8 protein-coding genes are annotated in these 8,750 nt (G+C 68.8%); 3 read left to right on the top strand and 5 right to left on the bottom strand.

Annotated features, from left to right (window positions below):
* Positions 1-369 precede the first annotated feature (369 nt).
* The 3 genes from ACFVT1_RS39600 to ACFVT1_RS39590 form a co-directional block, all read right to left on the bottom strand.
* Positions 370-1,026 (bottom strand): hypothetical protein, encoded by a 657-nt coding sequence (locus tag ACFVT1_RS39600; protein WP_389805282.1) that lies wholly within the window; start codon positions 1,024-1,026, stop codon positions 370-372.
* A gap of 116 nt (positions 1,027-1,142) precedes the next feature.
* A complete protein-coding gene (locus tag ACFVT1_RS39595) occupies positions 1,143-2,399 on the bottom strand; it encodes an RNA polymerase sigma factor (protein WP_389805280.1) in 1,257 nt (418 codons plus the stop codon).
* Entirely contained in the window at positions 2,396-2,764 is a 369-nt protein-coding gene (locus tag ACFVT1_RS39590) for a YciI family protein (RefSeq protein WP_389805277.1), read from the bottom strand. Before ACFVT1_RS39590 ends, ACFVT1_RS39595 begins: the two co-directional genes overlap by 4 nt.
* Before the next feature lie 200 nt (positions 2,765-2,964).
* Here ACFVT1_RS39590 and ACFVT1_RS39585 point away from each other — a divergent pair, with 200 nt between their 5' ends.
* Complete coding sequence (locus ACFVT1_RS39585; protein ID WP_389805275.1) at positions 2,965-3,609, top strand: dihydrofolate reductase family protein; 645 nt, start codon at positions 2,965-2,967, stop codon at positions 3,607-3,609.
* Between the two features lie 106 nt (positions 3,610-3,715).
* Here the strand turns inward: ACFVT1_RS39585 and ACFVT1_RS39580 are convergent, their stop codons facing one another.
* Positions 3,716-4,228 carry a hypothetical protein gene (locus tag ACFVT1_RS39580; protein WP_389805272.1) on the bottom strand — a complete coding sequence of 171 codons (513 nt, stop codon included), beginning with the start codon at positions 4,226-4,228 and terminating at the stop codon, positions 3,716-3,718.
* Between the two features lie 429 nt (positions 4,229-4,657).
* Here ACFVT1_RS39580 and ACFVT1_RS39575 point away from each other — a divergent pair, with 429 nt between their 5' ends.
* Entirely contained in the window at positions 4,658-5,689 is a 1,032-nt protein-coding gene (locus tag ACFVT1_RS39575) for a hypothetical protein (protein ID WP_389805269.1), read from the top strand.
* A 508-nt stretch (positions 5,690-6,197) separates the two neighbouring features.
* Here ACFVT1_RS39575 and ACFVT1_RS39570 read toward each other — a convergent pair.
* A complete protein-coding gene (locus tag ACFVT1_RS39570; protein WP_389805267.1) occupies positions 6,198-7,547 on the bottom strand; it encodes an MFS transporter in 1,350 nt (449 codons plus the stop codon).
* Positions 7,548-7,723: 176 nt separating this feature from the next.
* Here ACFVT1_RS39570 and ACFVT1_RS39565 point away from each other — a divergent pair, with 176 nt between their 5' ends.
* Positions 7,724-8,695, top strand: coding sequence for a sugar-binding transcriptional regulator (locus ACFVT1_RS39565; protein WP_389805264.1), 972 nt, complete (start codon positions 7,724-7,726; stop codon positions 8,693-8,695).
* Positions 8,696-8,750 lie beyond the last annotated feature (55 nt).

Below are 8,750 nucleotides of genomic sequence, written 5' to 3'. Positions count from 1 at the left end.
CGCGATCTCCCACAGCCCGTCCGGAACAATCCAACTCCACGCATCCCGCCCCATGAACAGCTCAACGAGTGATCACCACACAGGACACGGTCTAAAGCTACTTCCGGACCACCTGCGCGACGACCACATCAGCCGCATGTCCAGCACCCAGCACCGGCTGACGCCACAAGCGAGCTGGGTGCTGCGCACCCCACGCCATACCGACCGGCAACCAACTGACCCGCACCATCACCAAAAACGTCAGCACCAAATCGGCAACCGTGTCACCACCCGAATCCACTCACCGCGACCATCTGAACAGCACAGACACCGCAGCTACCGCACTGACATCACAACGCCGAACCACCACCGACAAAAACCCGCAGATCATCAGACAGTGACAACCCCACCACCGACATCCCACTGACCAGCGCTGAAAAACCACAGGCCCACACCAGCTCTACTGACTCTCACTACCACCGACACCAAACCGAGAGATCGCAGTGAAGCCGCTGTCGTTGACGGCGGCGGTCCACACGTCGCGGTCGAACCACTTGGCGATGTTCGGCTGCATCTCGGTGATGGTGCGCATCCGGGCTTCCCAGTCGTGTCTGGCCGGCCGCGGCTGCCGTCGCATCCGGTGCAGCCGTCCTCACCGTGGATGTGGCCGGCCACCCAAGCGTTAACCGCCACGTTGAGGATGACCGCGTACAGGTCGCCGCCGGGCTGGGCCAGGGAGTCCGGCACCCCGGCGAGGACCAGGGCGAGCTCGGGGTTGTCGATCGGCGGCACCGGGGCCTGCCCAACGCCCTTCTCGCTGCTGCTCTCTTCGTAGGAGGCCTGGCTCTTGGCAAGGTGGTCAGCCGTGGCGGAGGCGTCGAAGTATCGCCAGGCGGAACGAGCCTGGATCCAGAGCCGCTCGGACACGGTAGTGATCTGCTGCTCGATCGTGTCCGCCACGGTCGTGGGGGCGAATGTCACCCCGCGACGCGCCAGCTCCGCGAGCGTTTCGGCAACGGCTTCCTTGAACGCCTTCGTGTTCCGCACCAGGGCATCTCCTCCAAAGACCCGGGGCCTGTTGTTTGGGGCACATCCCTCGGCTAGTGAATACGCAGAGTGATGACGGAGAAGGTCTAATCCCGACCGGGGTGGCGCGGGAAGGGTCAGCCGGAGGCGGGACGTGGTGCCAGTCGGGCGGCGCGGGTTTCCAGGTAGCGGCGCTCGGTCAGGCTGGTGGTGCCGCGGGCGGCACGGTGGTAGTACTCCCGGGCCTCCGGATGGTCGCCGGCCATCTCCAGCAGGTGTGCGCGGACCGCCTGCAGCCGGTGGTGGTCGGTGATCCGGTCGTCCACGGCCAGCTCGTCCAGCAGGGCCAGGCCGGCCCGCGGTCCGTCGATCATGGCGACCGCCACCGCCCGGTTCAGGCTGGCCATCGGGTTCGGCGAGAGCCGCTCCAGGATCTTGTACAGCGTGTTGATCTGACGCCAGTCGGTCTCGCCGGTGCTGGGCGCCTCGTCGTGCAGCGCGGCGATGGCGGCCTGCAACTGGTAGGGGCCGAGTGTCGAGCGGGTCATCGCGTCAGTGACCAACGCGACGCCCTCGGCGATGCGACCGCGGTCCCAGCGCGAGCGGTCCTGCTCGTCGAGCGGGATCAGCTCGCCGTGCGGGCCGGTGCGGGCGGCCCGGCGGGCGTCGGTGAGTAGCATCAGGGCCAGCAGGCCGACTACCGCGCCGTCGTCCGGCAGCAGCCGGTGCAGCAGGCGGGTCAGCCGGATCGCCTCGGCGGCCAGGTCGTCGCGCCGCAGCCGGTCGCCGGAGCTGGCGGTGTAACCCTCGTTGAAAATCACGTACAGCACGTGCAGCACGACCCGCAGTCGCTCCATCCGATCCTGCCCGACCGGCAAGGTGAACTCGCTGCCGACGGCCCTGATCCGCTGCTTGGCCCGGCTGATCCGGGCCGCCATGGTCGGTTCCGGCACGAAGTAGGCGCGTGCGATCTCCGCAGTGGTCAGCCCGCCGACCGCGCGCAGCGTCAGCGCGATCTGCGAGGCCGGGCTCAGCGCCGGATGGCAGCACAGGAACAGCAGGGTGAGCGTGTCGTCCCGGTTGGCCGGGGTGTCCTCGCCGGGGCCGGGCGACGTCGGATCCGGCTCCCGGGCGGCCACCTCGTCCTCGCGTCGGCGCCGGGCCTGTTCGCTGCGAATCTGGTCGACCAGGCGGCGACCGGCGACCGTGGTCAGCCAGCCGCGCGGGTTGTCTGGGACGCCCTCGGTCGGCCAGCGCGTCGCCGCGGCGAGCAGCGCCTCCTGCACGGCGTCCTCGCTCAGCTCGAACTGCCCGTACCGGCGCACCAGCGCGCCGAGGGCCTGCGGCGCGAGCGCGCGCAGCAGGCCCTCGATGGTGGCGCGGTCGGTGCTCACGCGGTCGGGCCTCCGGAGAAGATCACCTGGCGGACCTCGATGCCCAGGCCGTTGAACCGGGCGTCCGGGATCATCGCGGCCAGCTCCAGCGCGCGGTCCCTGCTCGCGACGTCGACCAGGTAGTAGCCGCCCAGGAACTCCTTGGCCTCCAGGTAGGGACCATCGGTGACGACCGGCACACCGTCGCGGACGCGGACCACCGAGCTCTGGGACGGGTCGGCCAGCGCCTCGGTGCTGATCATCTCGCCGGACTCGCGGAGCGTCTTCATGAACTCGCCGTGGCCTTCCATGATCTCCTGGCGCTCGGTCTCGGTCAGCTCCTCCATGATGGCCGGGTTGATGTGCATGATCAGCAGGAACTTCATGTCCAACTCCTCACCGTCGCGGCGCCCGGTCGGGCCCCGTCATGGGGTGGTCGTCGTGGGCCGACCGTTCTTGACATGCCGGCGGCGGGTTCAGCAGATCAGATGATTCTGCCGGTACAGGTCAAGATCCGTCGATCGGCTCCGACCTCACGGTGACGATCCAAGTCTCACCACCGTTATCGCCATCACAGGAGGAACACGTGGCTCAGCTACTGAGAGTCCAGAACTTCAACGTCTCGAGTGACGGAATTGGTGCCGGTGAGGACCAGACCCTCGCGAGACCATTCGGTCATGTCGAGCCCGAAAGGCTGTTCGCCTGGGCCGGCGCCACTGCGAGTTGGCCCATGCGTACCGACCCCGGGGGCAGCCGGGGCCTCGACGACTACCTCACGCGGGACTACGCCCGCAACATCGGCGCCGAAATCATGGGCCGCAACAAGTTCGGGCCCCAGCGCGGGCCCTGGCACAACCACGAGTGGCGCGGCTGGTGGGGCGACGAGCCCCCGTTCCGCACCCCGGTGTTCGTCATGACCCACCACACACGTCCTTCGTACACGCTCTCCGACACCACGTTCCACTTCGTCGACGGCGACCCGGCCACGGTCCTCGAACAGGCCCGGGAGGCGGCGCAGGGCAAGGATGTCCGACTCGGCGGCGGAGCGACCACCATCAGGCAGTTCCTCGACGCCGACCTCGTCGACACCCTGCACGTGGCGGTCTCGCCGGTGAAGCTCGGATCCGGAGTACGACTCTGGAAGTCCCCCGATGAGCTGCTCGACCGGTACCACCTGGAGGTCGTTCCCAGCCCGAGCGGGGTGACGCACCACCTGTTCTGGCGAAAGTGACCAGACCTCAAGGCTGGCCCCGGCCGGCTGTTTTGCCTCCCGGAGCTGCCTCGCGGGCGGCCGGATCGCGGTAGTGCCCGAGGTGCGCGGCCAGAGCGTGCGCAAGCTAGGCGTCGACGTCGGCCTGGACGTACCCGCCGGCTCGCAGGGTGAGCTCGTCACGGACGGCTTTGTCGCCGTCGCGGGGCTCGATCTGCTCCAGCGTGCCCAGCTCGCGCAGCGCCTGGAGCTCGTCGGCGCGGGCCGCGATCCGGGCGGCTTCGCGCAGCTCGGCTTCCCGGGCGGCGGCGGCGAGCTCGGCCCGGACGACGTCGTCGGCGTCCGGGCCGTAGACGGTGCCCGCAGGCGCGGCGGCGAGCATCTGGTCCAGGCGCTCCCACTCCGCGAGCTCCGCGCGGCCAGGGACGTCGTCGCCCAGGTCCTCGTGCCGCGAGTTCTGCCGCGCATCGAACCGCGCGTCCTCGAGGGCCGCCGCGACGGCGCCAGCGTCCATGCCCTTCGCCCGGCGCCGTACGACACGGCGGCCGATGCGGGCCGGGTCGACCGGCTCACAGGGCGCAGCGACGCGCGGGGCGAGCGGTCGACGGGTACCGCCGCCGGGCGGCCACATCCTGGTCATCTTCGGCCTCGTATTCGTGGACGGATTCGGAGCGGGCCACCGCCAGAGCGCTGTACGGCGGCCCGCAGATCTGAGCCGAAGCTCGGGAGTTGTCACCAGGTGAGCCGGGTGAACTGGCGAAGGGGACCGGTCGAAGCAGCCCTGTTGTCACCAACGAGGCATGTGGCTTGTCACAAATGCTCATTGAGCAGCCATGCTGTCGCCAGCTGGGGCGGGGGAAAAGCTACCCACGGCCAGCCGCAGGGATTCCGCGCGAACTTCCAGCTGTCATAGCCAAGTTGGATGAATGTCGGCGTCCTGATGACATGATGCGGTAGCAGGCGTAGTTGTCTGGTGTCCGTGTGATTCGGGGGTGTCATGGGAGCAGGTGAACTCGCCGCGGCCGCTGTCGGGGTCGTGGCGGCTGCGATCACAGGGGCAGCAACCAGGGTGGGAGAGCAGGCCGGGACTGCTGTCACGCAGGTCGTACGAGACCGGCTGGGAGCGTCGGATCGTGGTCGGGCTGCGCTGACGGGTCTTGATGAGACCGGGGCGTCGCCTGAGGCGCAGGCCGGGGCATCGGCGATTCTCGCCGAGGAGATCGAGGCCGATCCCCGGCTGCGACACGCGCTGGCGCTTCACCTGAGTGCACCGCATGCGGCCGGCGGTGTGGTCATCGACCGCAGCCGGATGCGCGGCGACAACCCGATCCTTGTCGGCAGCGGGACGATCAACTTCAAGAAGCCGACGTCTGCGGCCGGCATGGTGGCCCTCGTACTGGCCGGGCTGGTGGTCCTCGCCGTGATCGTCCTCGCTGTGTACGGCGGGAGCCGGGTCCTTGGTTCTGATGACCCTGCGGACAGCGGTCATGGCTCCGCATCCGCGACAGCCGGCAAGAACGGTGGTTCGACGTCGAGCGGCGGCAGCGAGAAAAGGACCATTGCACCTCGTGCGCTGACTGTGGCCGAGGCAAAGGGCGTGGTGCCTGATCTGAAGGACATACCGCCAGGCTGGACAGTCTTCAGCGAGCGCAACGGGTTCCGGCTGAAAGAGGCAGAAGCCACGGGATGTAACCGGGGGACTGCGATCTACGAGAACCCGAAAATGAACTCGGGTAACCTCCAGGTGTCCTACGTGGTGACCGCGTGCCGAGACACCCAAAAGGTGATCGATGGGTACGCAAGAGAGTTGAAGTCGGCCAACGGTCCGAAAGATACACAAAGCGAAAGATCAGAAGAGACGAGTATCTCGATGCCGAGGTGTGGTGATGAGAGCTTCGCGACTACATTCGACCACCCGAACGCCCCGAGCTTCGAACGGGGCGAGAACGTCGAGATCCGAGCCCGGGTGGGTGCGGTCTTCATCGACATGACATACGGCCCCATCGGCGACGACCTCTACAGTCTCGACGCCATGGAACGGGCCCAGGCGCTCATGCAACTCGTCTGCGATCGGGCTGTCGCTTCGCAGAGCACGCTCTGACCGCCTCCAGTCCCCCGGATCCGATGCCCCGCTGCCGCTCCGTCACGAAGCGGCAGCCGACAGCCCGGGGAGGGCAGTAGATCAGGGCGTTGTAGATGGTTGCCGCGTCGATATATCCCCCAGGGCTCGTGGCGTACCCGCCGCGAGCCGTCGACCGTGATCTCGCGACCCGAAAACGCCCCGTACTGGCGTTCGGCTCGCAGCGTGCTGTCAAACGGGCCATGCCGAAGAAGGCCTCGCTGCGCGACCCGCACCAGCGCCTGGCCTGTGCGCTCACGTTCATGTGGAAACGAAGATCGGCCACACCAACGCCAGACGCCTCTTCCCCGGTCTGCCGGAGCGGATCGGCAGGCCCGCGGCCACCGCGCGAGTCTGACAACGGCGCGTCTCACACAGCCGATAGCCGTAGTGGCCACACCGCGTCATCCACGGCCGACGCCCGCCGACCGTCGCGGCGGCGAGGCGGCGAGGCGGTCGGCGGGCGTCGGCGGCCCGGTCTGCGTCCCGCTCACTCCCCCGATCGCGCCACGACCGCCGCCCCGGCGGGCTCCTTGACCGGCGACGGAGGGAGCAGCCCGCCCGCCACCGCGTCGTCTGCGGCGGACTTCGGCTCCTTGAGGGTGAAGGTGAGCACCAGACCCACCAGATAGACGGAGGCGATCACCCAGACGGTGCCCTCGATGCCGATCGGGCCGACCAGTCCGGCCACGGCCGAGCCGACGAACTGGCTGAGGCCGGCGCCCAGGTTGAGGATGGCGACCGCGCTGGCGATATGACGGGGCGCGAGCAGCGGCATGATCGCGGAGAGCGGTACGAACGCCCCGAGGGCCAGCCCGTAGACGACGGCGACGGCGAGCGTGACGCCGAAGCTGGGGCCGACCGCCTCGGGCACGTAGTAGAGCGCGAGCACGGTCACGAAACAGCCGAGCCCGCCCACCCATGCGACGGTGTTGACGCCGCCGATCCAGTCCGCGACGTAGCCGGAGAGGAGGTTGGCCACGACATTGGCCAGCAGCATCGTGCCCCAGATGGTCTGCCACTGCGCTGTGGAGAAGCCGACCTCGTTGATCATATGGGTCGTCAGGAAGACCACGAAGGCGTAGAAGGACAGGGTATTGATCAGTCGGACCACGCCTCCGACGCCCACGCGGGGGTGCGTCTTGACGATGGTGAGCGCCTTGACCATCTGGGACATGGAGTCCTTCATCGATGCCGGAGGCCCCTTGGTGACCCGGGCCCGGACGAGGAAGAGCACCAGCGCGCCGCCGGCGGCGACGAAGGCGAGGGAGAGCCAGAGGGTGGCCATCTCGCCGATGACGGGGATGACCGCGCCCGCGAAGTAGGAGCTGATGACGCCGAGTCCGGCGGTGGAGGCGAACCAGTACCAGCTGACGGCACGGCTGAGTTTCTCGCTCGGGGTCTCCATGGCGATCCAGACCAGGAAGCCGTAGGCGAAGAAGGGGTAGCCCAGGCCCCGGATGCCGAACGTCAGCAGCATCAGCGGGTAGCTTTCGGCGGCCACGCCGACGGTCAGGAAGAGGACCTCAAAGACGCCCCAGATCCCCAGGCCCAGCAGCATCACCCGACGGGGGCCCCAGGCTTCGGCGAGCGCGCCGGAGAGCCAGGCCGCGACGGCGACGACGAAGCCGTAGACGCTCCACAGCAGGGCGACCTCGCTGCCGGAGAACCCGCGCGACTCCAGATAGGGCGAGAGGAATCCGACTTCGATGCCGTCGCCGACCATGAAGAGCATGACGGCGAGGTAGCCGAAGGCGAGCGGGCGGACGATCCCCTGCCGTTCGAGCAGTCCGGGGCGGGGCACGGCGGCGTCGGCCGCGGTATGAGGCGAGGTGGGCATGTGTCCTCCGGCGTACACAACAGACGCGTGAACATCTGATCAAAATTCGAACCAAAGTGCATGTAATATGAGTGGCGCCTCTGCGGGTGTCAACCCTTGGCCGGGGTGCGCGTTCTCCGGTCCGCCGGGCCTTGACCGGCGGAGGGCGGCGAGGACAGGATCCGAACGGAGGATCAATGGAGAGAACAAATGGTCAGAAGCAACCGCCGCTGGGCAAGATCGCGCGGCTGTACTACGAGCATGGTCTGACTCACCAGGAGATCGCCGATCTCTGTGGGCTGTCCCGGATCAAGGTCACCCGGCTGCTGGCGCAGGCCCGCCTGGTCGGGATCGTCGAGATCACGGTGCACAGCGACGACCATTTGTTCGTGGGCCTGGAATCGGCCCTCGGACACGCCTATCCGCTCCGCCAGGCGTGGGTGGGCCCCGCGTTCGAGGACGAGGGCCGCGCGCTCCACTCCCTGGGGGCGGTGGCCGCCGACTGCGTCACCGCCTTCCTGACGGAGGGCACCACCGTCGCCGTGGGCCTGTCGGGGTCCGTCGCCGCGATCCCCGGGCATCTGCGGGAGGCGACCGGGCTGGATCTGAGCATCGTCCCGCTCACCGGGAGCAAGGGCGGCGTCTCCCGCGCGGCCAGCCCCCATGAGCTGGCCCTCTCCTTCGCCGCCGCCGTGGACGGGCGGGCCTACCACCTGCCCGCTCCGCTGCTCGCGCGCAACGCGCAGGCCGCACGGGTGTGGCGGGAGGACCCGACGGTCCAGGAGACACTGGAGCGGGCCGTATCGGCGGATGTGCTGATCGCCGGCGTCGGCGGCACCGCCGCCGACGCCGGACTGCTCGTCCAGGGTCTGAGCGCCGCGGAACTTGCGGGCATCCGGGAGCGGGGCGCGGTCGGCGACATCTCCGGGCGCTTTTTCGACGCGGACGGCGCCGCCGTGCCGGGTGAGGTGGACGAGCGGCTCATCGGGCTGAGCCTGGAGCAGTTGCGGGCGGTCCCCGTCCGCATCGGCGTGGCGCGCGGGGCCGACAAGCGGCGGGCCCTGGCGGTCGCGCTGCGCCACGGCCTGATCAATGTGCTGGTGACCGATGTCAGCACCGCCGAGGCGCTGCTGGCCGACGCCGACGCCCCCGAGGGGGCCCCTTCATGAGCCGCCGCCGGGAGTTCCGCGGCGACGCCCTCAGAGGCATCCGAGCGACGCTACG

The organism is Streptomyces sp. NPDC057963, from assembly GCF_042887155.1.
Classification (GTDB): Bacteria; Actinomycetota; Actinomycetes; order Streptomycetales; family Streptomycetaceae; genus Streptomyces.
This window is presented reverse-complemented; position numbering and strand designations above follow the sequence as displayed.